This window comes from Microbacterium sp. gxy059, assembly GCF_050958665.1.
In the GTDB taxonomy this organism is placed as follows: Bacteria; Actinomycetota; Actinomycetes; order Actinomycetales; family Microbacteriaceae; genus Microbacterium.
In genome coordinates, this window is sequence record NZ_JAMXWT010000008.1 from 70974 (window position 1) to 84714 (window position 13741).

Here is a 13741-nt window from a genome sequence, read left to right on the forward strand (position 1 = left end):
CCAGGCTAGGAGGGGAGGTCGGGGTGGCGCAGATGCCTGTGGAGAGTCAGTCGCCCATCCGGTTGCGCGTGCGCATCGCGCGCTCGGCCTCGCGCTTGTCCTGCCGCTCCCGCAGCGTCTGGCGCTTGTCGTACTGGGTCTTGCCCTTCGCGATGCCGATCTCGATCTTCGCGCGGCCGTCGACGAAGTACAGCTTGAGCGGCACGAGCGTGTAGCCGCCCGCCTGCGCCTTCTGCCCGATCTTCGCGATCTCGTCCTTGTGCAGCAGCAGCTTGCGCACCCGCTTCGCGGAGTGGTTCGTCCACGTGCCCTGCGAGTACTGCGGGATCGACACCTGGTCGAGCCACGCCTCGCCGCGGTCGACGTACGCGTAGCCGTCTGTGAGGTTCGCGTGCCCCGCGCGGAGGGACTTCACCTCGGTGCCGGTGAGCACCAGCCCCGCCTCGTAGGTCTTCTCGATCGTGTATTCGTGGCGTGCGCGACGGTTCGTCGCGATGACCTTCTCGCCCTTCTCGCGTGCCATGCTCACCTCCCGGGGTCCGATGCTGGAACAGCCTTCCAGCTTAGACCATCGTGGACTCGCTCAGGCGCGCAGCCAGCGGCGGATCGCGAATCCGGCCGACAGGGCCGCGAGGACGACGCCGAGCCCCACGATCACGGGCACGACGACCCAGGCCTCCGACAGGCCGATCCAGGGGATCGCGCCCGCCTCGCGCGCGAGGTAGTCCTCGACGCCGACGCGCACGCCCACGAGCACCGTCGCGCTCGCGAGAGCCGCGCCGAGGAGCGCGGCCAGCACGCCCTCGAGGACGAACGGGGTCTGGATCGTCCCGTTCGAGGCCCCGACGAGGCGCATGATGCCGACTTCCCGTCTCCGGGCGTAGGCAGACAGGCGGATGGTCGTCGCGATGAGCAGAACCGCCGAGATGAGCATGAGCACCGCGATCCCGACCGCGATGTAGGTGGCGATCGTCAGCGTCGCGAACAGCGGATCGAGGTACTCGAGCTGATCGGCGATCTCCTCGACGCCCTGCACGCCGCTGAGCGCCTCGCGGATGACGTTCGTCTGGTCGGGGTTGAGCAGCGTCACGTGGAAGACGGCGCTCGTCTGCTCGACCGTGAGCAGCCCCGCGAGATCCTCGTCGAAGTTCTGCACGAGGGCGTCGTGCGCCTCCTCCTGCGATTCGAAGGAGAACTCCTGGATGAGCGGGCTGAGCGTGTCGCCGGTCAGCCGCCCCTCGACCTCGGAGATCTGCTCCTCGGTCGCGACGCCGTCGACGCAGGTGGCCTCCTCGGACAGCGACGAGCACATGTACACGTCGACCTGCGCGCGATCCTCGAAGTACGAGTTGGTCTTGGCGATCTGCGCCTGCATGAGCACCGCCGCGCCGACGAACGTCAGCGACACGAACGTGACCAGCACGACGGAGACGACCATGGACGCGTTGCGCCGGAGGCCCTGCAGGGCCTCGGAGAGAACGAGGGAGAGGTTCACGAGGTGGGCCCCACTTCGTCGTCGTCTGCGCGGTCGAGGCCGAGCCGGTCGGCCATGCCGAGGGCGTCGATCTCGACGTCGATCTCCGGGATGGAGCTGGCGCGCGGGGCGTCCTGCTCCTCGCCCGCGTCCCGCGAGCGGGCGTCCTCCTCCCCCGGTGCGGCGTCCTCGGGCTCGTCCGCCGGGTCGGCCGGCGCCGGGGGCGCCTCCTCCTCGATCGGCTCGTCCGCCGCCTCGGGGGCCTCCTCGACGACCGGCTCGGCGGGAGCCGCGGGGTCGTCGTCCGCGGGGACGATCGGGTCGGGCGAGGGGGTCTCGTCGGGCGCCGTGGCGTCCTCGGGATCCGCGACGTCGGCGCTCTCGCCCGGGCCGCTCACCTCCCGCTGCAGCTCGATGGCGGCCGTGAGGGCGGCGATCGCGGACGCGCCGCGCTCGGCCTCCGGCCTCAGCGTCGCGACGACCGACGTGTCGCCGTAGGAGCCGCGCAGCTCGTCGCGCACGAGCTCGCCCTCGCGCAGCTCGATCACGCGGCGCTGCATCTTGTCGACGAAGACCGCCTCGTGGGTCGCCATGACGACGGTCGTCCCCGCGGCGTTGATGCCTTCGAGCAGGCGCATGATCTCGACCGACGTGCCGGGGTCGAGGTTTCCCGTCGGCTCGTCGGCGAGGAGGATCTGGGGGCGGTTGACGATCGCGCGCGCGATCGCGATGCGCTGCTGCTCGCCGCCGGACAGCTCGTGCGGCATGCGCCGCCCCATGTCGGCGAGGCCGACGCGCTCGAGCGCCTCGGGGACCGCCGACTTGATGAAGGCACGGGAGCGGCCGATGACCTGCAGCGCGAACGAGATGTTCTGGGTGACCGTCTTGGAGGGCAGCAGGCGGAAGTCCTGGAACACGGAGCCGATGCTGCGACGGAAGTAGGGCGTTCGGCGGTCGCTGAGGCCGCGCGTGTCCTTCCCGAGGACGACGACCCGGCCGGAGCTCGGAACGCCCTCTCGCAGGATCAGGCGCAGGCAGGAGGACTTCCCGGATCCCGACGGGCCGACGAGGAACACGAACTCGCCGCGCTCCACTTCGAAGTCGACGCTGTCGAGCGCGGGGCGCGCGGTGCCGCGGTAGCGCTTGGTGACGTTCTCAAACCGGATCATGACCCCACGAGGCTACGCGTCGAGGACGGGCCCGGGGGCCGCGACACTCCCTGAGTGCGTCGGCGCTCCGCCCATCCTCAGCACGCCGTCGGCGCCGCGGATCGCGTCCGCGCGGTGGGCGATGACGACGGTGGTGATCCCCGGACGGGCCGCGATCGCCTCGCGCAACGCCCGCTGGGTCTCGGGATCCTGGTGGCTCGTCGCCTCGTCGAGCACGAGGATCCGCGGATCCCGGGCGAGGGCGCGAGCGAGGGTGAGGCGCTGGCGCTGGCCGCCCGAGAGGGAGAGCGCGTCGTCCGAGAGCGCGGCGCGGAGCCCGTCGGGGTGCGCGCGCACGTCGTCGCCGAGGGCGGCGTCGTCGAGCGCCCTCCACGCCTCGTCCTCCGTGAGCGCGGGGCTCCCGAGGCGCAGGTTGTCGAGCACCGTGCCGCGGAGGAGGACGGGCCGCTGCTCCACGATCGCCACGACGCGACGCAGCTCCGCGAGGTCGACCCGGCGGACGTCGACCGCCCCCGAGGCTCCGACGAGCCGCACGGCGCCCTCCCTCGGATCGCGCTGGCGGGTGAGGAGGGAGGCGAGGGTGGACTTGCCGCTCCCGCTCGGTCCGACGACCGCGAGGGTCTCCCCCGCGCCGATGCGCCGCGTGAGCCCGTCGATGACGTCCGGGGCGTCGCCGTATCCCGCGCGGACGCCGTCGAGCTCGATGCCGAGGGCCCCCTCGGGGATCGGCTCGGGCGCAGGGGGCGAGGCGATCGACGGCGTGCGTGCGAGCACGCGGTCGAAGCGCCGTGCCGAGGCCAGCGCGGTGGGCAGCGAGCGCGTGAGCGCCTCGACGGCCGAGACCGCGGGGGCCGCGCCGAGGACGGCGGCCGCGGCGACGACGTGCGCGCCGATCGTCTCAGGCGACGCGAGAGCCACGATGCCGATCGCGGCGAGGAGCGGCCAGGCGAGGCCGATCGCTGCGCGCAGCGACTGCCCCGCTCCGGCACGGCGCACGGCGCGGCCGAGGTCGGCGTCGCGCGAGGCGAGGGCCGAGAGCCGGGACTCGGCGGCTCCGAGCGTGCGGATCTCCGTCGCGGCCTGGATGTCCTCCGTCACCTGCTGGGCGATGTCCGCGCGGCGGGCGACGACCTCGCGGGACGCGGAGGCGGAGCGGCGGGCGCCCAGGAGCGGGGCGACGACGCCCCCGACGGCGAACGCGGCGAGCGCGACGCCCGCCGGAGCCGCGCCGACGCCCGCGGCGAGAGCCGCGACGACGCCCGCGGGGATGAGCACGGCGGTGACCGCGGGCACGAGCGTGTGGGCGAAGAACACCTCGACGCGGTCGATGTCGCGCGTCGCGACCGTCGTGAGGTCGCCGGATCCGCCCGTCTCGTCATCGGGCGCGAGGGGGAGCAGGGCGTCGAAGAATGCCAGCCTCATGTCGGCGATGAGCGAGAACGCCGCGCGGTGCCCGAGGTAGTGCTCGAGATAGCGGAAGAGCCCCTTGAGCACCGCGACGGCCACGAGGATCCCCCCGACCGCGGCGAGGGGCGGCGCCGCGCCCTCCGCGGCGCGCACGACGAACGCCGCGGGGAGGGCGATCAGCGCGATGCCGGCCGCGAGGTTCAGGATGCGCGCGACGAGCGATCCCGCGAGCCACGGCCAGGCGGTCGCGGCGATGCCCAGGAGCCGGCGGATCATCGCGCTCCCCCTTCCGCCGAGGCGGAGCGGGACGGCGGGGCGAGCGCCGTGCGCCCCTCGTCGACGACGCCGACGCGGTCGGCGAGCGCCGCCTCCTCGTCGCGATGGGTGATCATGACGACCGCGCGCTCGCGGGCGAGGTCGGCGATCGTGCGGGTCACGCCCTCCGCCGTCTCCGGATCGAGGTGGGCGGTGACCTCGTCCGCGACGAGGACCGGCCTGCGGGTGAGGAGAGCCCGCGCGAGGCAGATCCGCTGCGCCTGGCCGCCCGAGACGCCGCGCGCGCCCTCCCCCACCGGGGTGTCGAGCCCCTGCGGCAGCTCGTCGCCCCCGCGGGGGAAGCCGGCGGCGGCGAGGGATCCGCGGAGGTCGGCGTCCGACGCCCCGCTGTCCGCCAGGAGGAGGTTCTCCCTGACCGTCCCGGTGAACAGCTGCGATCGCTGGGGCACGTAGGCGACGAGGCCCAGGAGGTCCGCTCTCTCGGCGGGACGACCGTCGACGCGGATGCCCTCGGCGTGCGCGAGACCGGCGATCCCGAGCGCGAGCGACGACTTCCCGGCGCCGGAGCGGCCGACGAGGGCCGTGAGACCCGTCGCGGGCACGTCGAGGTCGGCGTCGCGGATGGGCCAGGCGTCGCCGCGGCGCACGCGCGCGCCGCGCAGCGAGAGGACGGGGTCCGCCTCCGGGCGGAGCGCCTCCTCCGGGGCGACGTCGTCGCTCTCCGCGGCCTCGAGCGCGGCGCGCACCCGCTCTCCCGATGCGCGCCCCGCGAGGCCGACGTAGAAGGAGCGCCCCAGGCTGTCGACGGGCTCCCGCAACAGCCCGGACAGCACGAGGAGCGCGACCGCCGTGCCGGGCGTGAGCCAGCCGTCTCGCGTGCCCGCGACGGCGGCCGTGCCGACGACGGCGAGCGCCACGACGCCGAACACCGCGTCGGTGACGAGGATGACGAGCTGGTTGCGGGCGAGGAGGCGCATCACCTCGGCGCGCAGCCCCTCCGACCGGGCGGCGAGGACGCGGCGGCGCTCGCCTGCAGCGCCGAGCATGCGGATCGTGTGCCGGGCGCGCATCGTCTCGAGGAATCCCGCGGCGAGCTGTCCCGACAGGCGGCGGTAGCGGCCGCTCGACGCGCGGAACCGCGCCATGAATCCTCCGATGACGACCGGGATCAGGGCGACGCAGACGGCGAGGACGCCCGCCAGCCCGGCGGAGACGAGCGCCGCGATGACGACGAGCACGACGACCGGGACGACGAACGCGGCGACGAGCGGCCCCAGGAAGGCCGCCCGATAGTGCGCGAAGCGCTCGACCTCCTCGGTCGCCCGCGCGATGCGCTGGCCCGTCGGCTCGTCGTCGTCGAGCGGAGCGGCGAGCTCCGCCCGCATCGCGCGGGCCCGCCACGCGGCCTCCTCCCGCGCCTGGGCGCGCACCGGCGCGAGGCGCTCGACCGCCTCCAGCGCGGCGGCGGCGAGGACCGCGACGCCGGCGGCCGAGAGCGCGGCGAGCGCGCCCTCGCCGGCGATCACCCGGTCGACGCCGCGACCGAGGAGCAGGGCCGCGGCGGTGACCGCCGCGGCGCGCATCACGGCGATGAGGACGACGGCCCACCCTGCGTGCGGCACGTCGCGGAGCATCCCGAGCTTCATGGGTCCCCATTCTCGCCCGGCGTCCTGGGCGAATCGTCATCTTCCCCGGTGCCCGCGCGCGGCTCGCGTGCGGCAGACTGATGCCATGACCGCATCCGCCGACGCCCCGTCCGACGACCCCCGCGCGCTGCGCAGCCGGCGCCGCCTGCAGGAGGCGCTGCGCACCCTGCTGCGCCAGGAGGAGCTCGGCGATCTCGGCGTCTCGGAGCTGTGCCGCGAGGCCGGCGTGCACCGCACGACGTTCTACGGCCACTACGCGAGCGTCGGGGAGCTCGCGGCCGACGTGTACGCGTCGCTCATCGACGAGATCTTCCCCGAGGATCCCGCGGACGGCCAGGACCCGCAGGCGATCGCGCGCATCTACTTCGACGGCAAGATCGCGCTGATGCGGCGCGTCGCCGAGGAGCGCCGCCCGATCCGCGCGCTGCTCGCCTCCCCCGTGTCCCTCGAGTTCCGCCGGCTGCTGCGCGAGCGCTACCGCGAGCACGTCTCGCGGGCGATCGCCGTGCTCCGCCGCAGCGGCGGGGGCGAGGGCATCGAGGGGTCGGCGGAGGTCGCGGGGGCGTTCATCGCCGGCGGCACCCTGAGCGCGGTCGAGATGTGGGCGATGAGCGACGACGAGGACGCGGAGGCGTTCGTGCGCGACATGATGACCGCGATGCCCCGCTGGTGGCCCTCCGCCGAGTGAGCGGAGGACCGCCGCGGGGTCAGCGGGCGAGCAGGACGGCCCCGTAGGGGCCGAATCCCCAGCCGAGCGTCGTGGTGCGCGTCTCCTGCGCGCCGGCCTCGCGCGCGAGGCGTTCCAGGTCGGCTCCGGCGCGCAGGGGCGCCCCGGTGAGCGCGAGGCTCGTGAGAGCCCGCTCGGCGACGTGGTCGTCCTCGGCCGCCCCGTCGGAGGTCGGCTCCGCGAGGACGACGCCCGCTCCGCCGGCCAGCGCCGCGCGCAGGATGGTGCGCGCCTCGTCGTCGTCGCGCCCCTCGAGGGCCCCGATGAGGATCGCCGCGTCGTGCGCCGGCCATTCGACGGCGTCCGCCGCGGGGAGCACGACCGTGCGCGTCTCGCCCAGCTGCGCCGCGACGTACGCGGCGCCGTCGCCCAGGACGGCGACGACGCGCGCGTCGCGGAGGGCGGGAAGGCTCGTGAGCGGCCCGATGGCGTACTGCAGGCGATCGGCGGCCCGCTCGTCGTAGGCCGCCTCGAGCGCGGGATCCGCCGCGCGACGCCCGCGCCACGTCGCGGTCTCCCCACCCGATCCGCGCAGCACGTCGAGCAGGCCGACGAGGGCCAGGGCGTCGCGGTTGGCGGGGTTGTCGAGCGAGAGCTCGTCGATCGCGGCGTCCTCCATGAACACCCCGCCGAGGGCCGTGTTGCGCACGCGCTCTCCGTCGCGTTCGAGGATCCCGAGGGCGAGCATCGCGTCGACGAGCGGCGCAAGGAGCTCGGGGGTGATGCCCGTCTCGCGGGCGAGCGCGGGCAGATCGTCCGCGCCGCCCGCGACGAGCGGGCCGATGCCGAGCGTGACCGCGACCCGCGTGACGATCGCGGGGGCGAGCTCGCCCAGCTCGTGCGCTTCGTGCAGCAGCGCGAGGGCCGATTCGTCCTCGGATCCGCGCTCGGGCGCCTCTGCGCCCTCCTCCGCGGGGGCCGCGTCGACGGCGCGCGGGCGGCGCCAGTACCCGACGACCTCGACGTCCTCCTTCGGGAGGCCCCGCTCGCCGCGCAGGTGCCTGCGGATCGGCGCGATCGACATCGACTCCCCGCCGACCCAGGCGTAGACGCGCTCCCCCTCCGGGAAGGCGACCTCGCGCACGGCGTCGTACAGGAGCGTGCTCTGGCCCGCGGGGATCCCGTCGCGGGCGATCCACCGCACCTCGATGTCGGAGGCGGTCTCGATCTCCTGGCGGTCGGCGAGGGTCGGCACCTCGACGATCGCGAGGCCGCGTGCGCCGGCCGGCGCCTCCTCGAGGAAGCGTCCGATCGCGGGCAGCGCCGTCTCGTCTCCGGCGAGGAGGTGCCAGTCGACGCCCTCGCTCACGAGCGCGCAGGACTTCGGCCCGGCGAAGGAGATCTCGTCTCCCGGCTGGGCGCGGAAGGCCCAGTCGGCGGCGAGCCCGTGGTCGTGGCGCACGACGTCGACATCGAGCGCTCCGGTCTCGGGATCCCAGGAGCGCACCGTGTAGTCGCGGGTGAATGCGAAGACCTCGCGGTTCCACGAGAAGGTCGTCGCCTGCTGCTCCCCGGCCTCGGGGAGCTCGTCGTCCGAGGGCGGGAAGACCATCTTGATGTGGTCGTCGAAGCCGTCGGATCGGAAGGCGGGACGCGGGTGCCCCTCCCCCATGACGCCCGCGGACAGCTCCTCGCCCGTCAGGGTGAGTCGGCGCATGTTCGGGGTGAGGTCCGCGATCCGCTCGACGCGCGCGCGGCGGAGGACGATCGGGTGGATCTGCAGGGGGCGGGAGGTGCGGGGCACGGAGGGACTCCATCGACGGGACCGGGGAACCAGGTAAGCCTAACCTCACTCCTCCGGTCCCGTCGATGCGGATCAGACGGCCCGCACCCGGAGATCGCGCGCGAGGTCGTCGCGCTCCTCGAGGACGAGGCGGCGCAGAGCGCCGGGAGCGTCCGCGTTCTCCTCGAGCCACGCGTCGACGAGGCGGAGATCGTCGGACGCCGGGAAGAGGTCGCGCACGAGGCGCCGGGCGATCTCGATCGACCGGCTCCCCCAGGCCTCGCGGATCCGCGAGAAGTACTCCTCGTCGAAGCGCGCGATGAGGTCGCGGCGTCCCCCGGCGCGGAACCCGGCGATCGTCGCGCCGAGGTGGTCGTTCGTGAGGGTCTCGTCCTCCCACGCCGCACGCCAGGCGGACGCGCGCACCTCGGCGTCTGGCCGGGCGGCGAGCGCCTGGATCGAGGCGGTGCGCCCGGACATCGTGTCGTCGCGCGCGAGCTCCTCTCGGATCCCCTCCTCGTCGATGCGGCCCGTCGCCGCGAGGCCCGCGACCCAGATCCACCGCAGGTCGGCGTCGAGGGCGAGCCCCTCGGGCGCGGGGGCCTCTCCCGCGAGCATCGCCCGCACCTCGTCCGCTCGCGCGTCGCAGAACGCCGACGCCGCGCCGAGGGCACGGGCCCAGGCCAGCTGCGCGCCGCTCCCCGGCCGGGCGGCGCGCAGCCCCTCCCAGACGACGTCGAGCCAGATGCGCCGCGCGTCCGGGCGGTCGGCATCCGGCACGTAGTGGCCGATGGCGAAGGCGGCGTTCTGCAGGGCCGCCGAGAGGAGGCCCACGTTCGGCTCCGCGGGCGCGTGGCGGCGCACGGTCTCGAGGAAGCGCGTCGCGGCGAGCTCGCCGTCGCGCACCGCGTTCCAGAGCGACGACCAGACGAGGGCGCGCGCGAGGGTGTCGTCGAGCGCGCTGAGACGGTCCTCGACCGTGCGCAGCGAGCGCGCGTCGAGGCGGACCTTCGCGTAGGTGAGGTCGCCGTCGTTCAGGAGCGCGAGCGGCGCCTCCTCGCCGTCGACGAGCGGCAGGCTCACGGGCGTGCGCTCGTCGGCGATGTCGATCTCGACGCTCTCCCGGCGCACGAGCGATCCGTCCTCGTCGGCGAAGAGGCCGATGCGGAGGCGGTGCGGGCGGGGATCCGTCTGGACGACGACGTGCGCATTCCCCTCCCGCTCGAGGCGGAGCGTCGAGACGCCCGTGCTCTCGAGCCACGCCCGCGACCACGAGCGGATGTCGCGCCCTGAGGTCTCCTCGAGCACGACGAGCAGATCGTCGAGACGCGTGCTGCCGAAGGCGTGCCGGGCGAAGTAGGTCCGCGCGCCCGCGAAGAACGCGTCCTCCCCCGCGAAGGCCACGAGCTGCTTGAGCACCGAGGCTCCCTTGGCGTAGGTGATGCCGTCGAAGTTGAGCTTCGCGGCCTCGAGGTCGGGGATGTCGGCGACGATCGGGTGGGTCGTCGGCTTCTGGTCCTGCTCGTACGCCCAGGCCTTCCTCCGGTTCGCGAAGGTCGCCCAGGCGTCCTGGAAGCGGGTCGCGGCGACCGAGGCGTGCGCGCCCATGTAGTCGGCGAACGACTCCTTGAGCCACAGGTCGTCCCACCAGGTCATCGTGACGAGGTCGCCGAACCACATGTGCGCCATCTCGTGGAGGATCGTGTTCGCGCGCCCCTCCCGCTGCGCGTCGGTCGCCGCTCCCCGGAACACGTAGCTCTCGGTGAAGGTCACGAGACCGGGGTTCTCCATGGCGCCGAGGTTGTACTCGGGCACGAAGATCTGGTCGTACTTCCCCCACGGGTAGTCGTAGCCGAACGCGTCGGCGAAGAAGTCGAGCCCCTGGCGGGTGACCTCGAGGATCTCGTCGGCGTCGAGGTGCTCGGCGAGCGATGCCCGGCAGAGCGCCCCGAGGGGCACGACGAGGCCGCCGCGGCGCCACTCGCCCGCGACGCGATGGTACGGCCCGGCGGCGACCGCGGTGATGTAGGACGAGATGGGCGGGGTGGGCGCGAACTCGACCGTCTGGGACGCCCCGCCTCCCGTCGTGACCACCGGACGCTGGTTCGACAGCACCTCCCAGCCGGCGGGCGCCGTGACGACGAACGTGTACGCGGCCTTCATGTCGGGCTGCTCGAAGCACGCCATGACCCGGCGCGCGTCGGCCGGCTCGTACTGCGTGTACAGGTACGTCTGTCCGTCCGCCGGGTCGACGAAGCGGTGCAGCCCCTCGCCGGACCGGCTGTAGACGCCCTCGGCCTCGATGCGCACCTCGTTCGAGGCCTCGAGGCCCGCGATCCGCACGCGCGCGCCGTCCCAGAGCACCGGGTGGTCGACGCCGTTGACGACGACGCGGTGCACCGCGCGGCCGATGAAGTCGATCCAGGTGGCGTCCGCGTCGGAGGCGAACGTCAGGGTGGTCGTCGTGAGGAACGAGGACGCGTCGGGGTCGGGCGCGCTCGTGAGATCGAGCTCGACGCGGATCGCGGAGACGTGCACCTGCGCGGATCGCGCGGCGGTCTCCTCGCGGGTGAGGTTGGCGGCAAGGTGTGCGCTCATCCCCCCATCGTAGGAAGGGAAGCGCGCTTCCCGCGCCCTCGGCCCGCCCCGGCGGGGCTCAGAGGCTGAGGCGGCGCCGGCGCTCCAGCCGGCGCAGACCGGAGGAGAACGGCCGCCCGGCGGGCAGGAGAGCGGCCTCCAGCCGGGCGCGCGCGTCGTCCGCGAGGTGCGGTCCGATGGCGACGTGCCCCTCCTCCGCGGGGCCGTCGGGCGCGCGGCGCACGTCGATGGTCCGCCCGACGAGGTTCACCGCGTAGCGCCGTGCGCCCCGCGGGGAGCGCACGGGCACGACCCCCTTCAGACGGTAGGCGCCGGCGGGAGGATCCTCGAGCAGGTCGACGAGCGCCCCGGCGTCGACCGGGGCTCCGGCGACGACCGACACCGCCTCGGCGTGCGCGTGATCCCCGCGCCCGCGATGCGCCTCCCGCAGCAGGGCGGAGATCGGCAGCTCGTCCGGGGGATCCTCCTCGTCTGACCCGTCGAACACGAGGGCGGGATCGATCCGCCCCTCGTCCGACGCGATGACCGTCGCGGCTGGGTTGCGCCGCCCGACCCGGTCGGCGATCGACGCGAGCCGCCGGTCCCGCTCCTCGGGAGCCAGCCGGTCGAGCTTGCTCACCACGACGAGGGTGGCCGCGGCGTATCGCGCCGGCGGGAGGGCGCCGGTGTCGACGGTGCGGTCGTGCTCGACCGCGTCGGCGACGTCGACGACGCCCCCGAGAGGCACGTCCGCGACGCCGCTGAAGCGGATGAGGCGGGCGAGCGCGAGCGGCTCGGCCGCACCCGACGCCTCGACGACGATCGCGTCGAGGCGGAGACGCGGATCCGCGAGCCGCTCCAGCGCGTCGTCGAGCGCGGTGTCGTCGTCGAGGCAGCAGATGCATCCGCCCGCGATCGAGGCCGCCTCGTCGACCTGTCCGGCGAGGAGGCCCGCATCCACCGGGATGTCGCCGAAGTCGTTGACGACGACCCCGACCCGCGCGCCGGGGTGCGACAGCAGATGGTTGAGCAGCGTGGTCTTCCCGGCCCCGAGGTGGCCGGTCAGAGCGATCACGGGCACGGCCATCGTGCCCCCTCTCTGATGAGATCCGCTCTCGATAACGGTAGCGCGAGCGTCCGCGCGGGGGCGAGCCGGGCCGTCGCGCCGCGAGGCCCCTCAGAGCAGGTTGACGAGGAGGACGAAGGTCGCGGTCCCGGCGGCGATGCTCAGCAGGGTGCGCCGGCCGCAGCTCAGGTGCACGGCGACCGTGACGGCGGCGGCCGTCAGCGCCTCGAGGAGATGGCCGGCGGCGGAGTCGCGGAAGGTCGCCGCCGCGAGGAGCGCCAGGATCCCCACGGGCATCCACGCCGCCATCGCGGCGACGAGCTCCGACTCGCGCAGGGGCTTCAGGACCGCGAACGGGAGGGCGCGGAGGGTCAGCGTGATGACGAAGGCGATCGCGAGGACGGCGACGATGTATCCGGTCTCAGGCACGGCGCCTCCTCCGGATCGCGAGCCGCGCGAGGAGCCCCGCGAGGAACAGGAGCATCGAGGCGAACAGCAGGTGCTCCGGCACCGCCGTCGCGGAGAACGCGAAGGCCGCCGCCGCGATGAGGATCGACGGCACCTCCCGGCGGGAGCGCGCCGCGTCGAGCGCGAGGGTGATGAACAGTGCGCAGAGCGCGAACTCGAGCCCCTCGATCGGGGCGGGCAGGAGGGCGCCGACCGCGACGCCCGCCAGGCCGCCCGAGACCCAGTAGAGCTGCAGCGACGCCTGCAGGGAGAGCAGCCGCCAGGACGTCCACCCGTCGGGGTGAGCGGCGGTGATGGCGTACGCCTCGTCCGTCAGCGCGTACATCGAGTAGGCGCGGGCGATCGGGTTCCGCACGACGTGCAGCGGGAACGAGAAGGCGTAGAACACGTGCCGGAAGTTGACGAGCAGCGTCGTGACGGCGATCGCGATGAGCGGCGTGCGCTGCGTCATGAGATCCACGAGCAGCAGCTCGAGCGACCCCGCGTATCCCGCCGTGGACAGCGCGGGAGCCGACCACAGCGGCAGGCCCGACTGCGCGACGAGCAGACCGAACGCGATGCCGAGCGGCACCATGCCGAGACCGGCGGCGAGCGACATGCGCACGCCCTGGGCGACCTCGTGCCGACGCGAGAGGCGACGAGGAGAAGCGGACACCCTTCGATCCTACGAGCGGCGGCGAGCGCGTCAGCGCGTCAGCGGGACGCCCTCGGCCGTGAGCGGGAAGAAGCGCCGGTCGGCGTAGACGAGCGGCGTGCCGCCCTCGCCCTGGTCGATGTCGCTGACGTGCGCGACCACGAGGACGGAGCTGCCCACCGGCACCGTCTGCACGATCCGCGCCCGCAGACGCGCGCGCTCGCCCGCCAGGCGGGGCGCGCCGTCGTCGTCGAACGACCAGCCCTGCTCCGGCGTGAAGCGCTCGCCGCCCGAGACGGCGAACCGGCCTGCCGTGTCGATGTGGTCGGGCGTGAGGAAGTGCACGAACACGTCGCCCGACGCGAGGAGCGCGCCGGCCGTGCCCGTGGCACGGGTCACGGAGAACGACAGCGCGGGGGGATCCGTCGCGACCGACGCCACGCTCGACGCCGTGAGGCCGACGGGCCCCTCGGGGGTCTGCGCCGTGATGAGGGTGACGGCGGCGGGGTGGTCGCGGAACGCAGCCTTGAAGCGATCGCCGAGGGAAGGCACGTCGTTGCTCATGCCTTCGACG

The 13741-nt window shown here is 74.2% G+C and carries 12 protein-coding genes; 1 reads left to right on the forward strand and 11 read right to left on the reverse strand.

Annotation, left to right across the window (positions count from 1 at the left end; translation table 11 throughout):
* Positions 1–46: 46 nt before the first annotated feature.
* Genes smpB through NHL53_RS06865 form a run of 5 tightly spaced genes read right to left on the reverse strand, consistent with a single transcriptional unit; the run spans position 47 to position 5972 of the window.
* Positions 47–523 (reverse strand): SsrA-binding protein SmpB, encoded by a 477-nt coding sequence (gene smpB, locus NHL53_RS06845; protein ID WP_433776105.1) that lies wholly within the window; start codon positions 521–523, stop codon positions 47–49.
* A gap of 60 nt (positions 524–583) precedes the next feature.
* Positions 584–1495 (reverse strand): permease-like cell division protein FtsX, encoded by a 912-nt coding sequence (gene ftsX, locus NHL53_RS06850; protein WP_433776106.1) that lies wholly within the window; start codon positions 1493–1495, stop codon positions 584–586.
* Positions 1492–2643, reverse strand: a complete 1152-nt coding sequence (gene ftsE / locus NHL53_RS06855; RefSeq protein WP_433776107.1) for a cell division ATP-binding protein FtsE — start codon at positions 2641–2643, stop codon at positions 1492–1494. Before ftsE ends, ftsX begins: the two co-directional genes overlap by 4 nt.
* A 12-nt stretch (positions 2644–2655) precedes the next feature.
* Positions 2656–4326 carry an ABC transporter ATP-binding protein gene (locus NHL53_RS06860; protein ID WP_433776108.1) on the reverse strand — a complete coding sequence of 557 codons (1671 nt, stop codon included), beginning with the start codon at positions 4324–4326 and terminating at the stop codon, positions 2656–2658.
* On the reverse strand, positions 4323–5972 hold the full coding sequence (locus NHL53_RS06865; RefSeq protein WP_433776109.1) for an ATP-binding cassette domain-containing protein: 1650 nt from the start codon (positions 5970–5972) through the stop codon (positions 4323–4325). Before NHL53_RS06865 ends, NHL53_RS06860 begins: the two co-directional genes overlap by 4 nt.
* An 85-nt stretch (positions 5973–6057) precedes the next feature.
* Between NHL53_RS06865 and NHL53_RS06870 the strand changes: the two genes are divergently transcribed.
* Positions 6058–6660, forward strand: coding sequence for a TetR/AcrR family transcriptional regulator (locus NHL53_RS06870; protein ID WP_433776110.1), 603 nt, complete (start codon positions 6058–6060; stop codon positions 6658–6660).
* A gap of 19 nt (positions 6661–6679) precedes the next feature.
* Here NHL53_RS06870 and NHL53_RS06875 read toward each other — a convergent pair whose 3' ends face one another.
* From NHL53_RS06875 to NHL53_RS06900, 6 genes are all read right to left on the reverse strand, one after another.
* Complete coding sequence (locus NHL53_RS06875; RefSeq protein WP_433776111.1) at positions 6680–8443, reverse strand: SIP domain-containing protein; 1764 nt, start codon at positions 8441–8443, stop codon at positions 6680–6682.
* Between the two features lie 72 nt (positions 8444–8515).
* Positions 8516–11020, reverse strand: coding sequence for an aminopeptidase N (gene pepN, locus NHL53_RS06880; RefSeq protein ID WP_433776112.1), 2505 nt, complete (start codon positions 11018–11020; stop codon positions 8516–8518).
* Between the two features lie 58 nt (positions 11021–11078).
* A complete protein-coding gene (locus NHL53_RS06885) occupies positions 11079–12086 on the reverse strand; it encodes a CobW family GTP-binding protein (RefSeq protein ID WP_433776113.1) in 1008 nt (335 codons plus the stop codon).
* A gap of 90 nt (positions 12087–12176) precedes the next feature.
* On the reverse strand, positions 12177–12494 hold the full coding sequence (locus NHL53_RS06890; RefSeq protein ID WP_433776114.1) for a branched-chain amino acid transporter permease: 318 nt from the start codon (positions 12492–12494) through the stop codon (positions 12177–12179).
* Positions 12487–13188, reverse strand: a complete 702-nt coding sequence (locus NHL53_RS06895) for an AzlC family ABC transporter permease (protein WP_433776115.1) — start codon at positions 13186–13188, stop codon at positions 12487–12489. The genes NHL53_RS06890 and NHL53_RS06895 overlap by 8 nt, the downstream gene beginning before the upstream one ends.
* Positions 13189–13218: 30 nt before the next feature.
* Complete coding sequence (locus NHL53_RS06900; protein WP_433776116.1) at positions 13219–13731, reverse strand: flavin reductase family protein; 513 nt, start codon at positions 13729–13731, stop codon at positions 13219–13221.
* Positions 13732–13741 lie beyond the last annotated feature (10 nt).